Origin of the sequence: Nocardia amamiensis NBRC 102102, assembly GCF_001612745.1 — a bacterium.
GTDB classification, from domain to species: domain Bacteria; phylum Actinomycetota; class Actinomycetes; order Mycobacteriales; family Mycobacteriaceae; genus Nocardia; species Nocardia amamiensis.
The window spans coordinates 1-561 of sequence record NZ_BDBA01000479.1 but is presented as its reverse complement, the minus strand read 5'-3'; the positions used below and the strand labels follow the sequence as shown (position 1 = coordinate 561).

2 protein-coding genes are annotated in these 561 nt (G+C 70.6%); both read left to right on the top strand.

The annotated features are described in order from the left end of the window. Positions 1–376 (top strand): glutamate ligase domain-containing protein (locus NA4_RS38515; RefSeq protein ID WP_373862882.1); only part of this gene is annotated, 376 nt, incomplete at its 5' end. Next, positions 373–561: Mur ligase domain-containing protein (locus tag NA4_RS38510; protein WP_245671813.1), on the top strand; the 189-nt coding region annotated here is incomplete at its 3' end. The genes NA4_RS38515 and NA4_RS38510, both read left to right, overlap by 4 nt.

Below are 561 nucleotides of genomic sequence, written 5' to 3'. Positions count from 1 at the left end.
TTGCCCGCGACCAGCACCACGTCACCGGGGTGCGCCCAGTCCACCGCGGGGGGCTGATCTGCTGATCATCACCGACGACAATCCGCGCACCGAGGACCCGGCGGCGATCCGCGCCGCCGTGCGCTCGGGTGCGCTCGAGGTGCCCGAGGCCGAGCGCGGCGAAGTACGCGAGATCGGTGATCGGGCCGAAGCGATCGCGGCCGCGGTGGACTGGGCGCACCCCGGTGACGTGGTGCTGGTCGCGGGCAAGGGACATGAGGCAGGGCAGGAGATCCAGGGCGTGAAGCACCCATTCGACGACCGCGACGTCCTCGCGGCCGCATTGGAAAGACGCAGTCCGCAAGGTAACCACGCGGAGGACTTGACGGTTTCATGATCGAGATGACACTGCGGGAGATCGCGGACGTCGTCGGCGGCACGCTGCACGACGTCGCAGACCCGGAGGTGCGAGTGACCGGCGCGGTCGAATTCGACTCGCGCCGAATCGGTTCCGGCGACCTGTTCCTGGCGCTGCCGGGCGAGCGCGCCGACGGCCACGACTACGCCGGTGCGGCCGTCGCC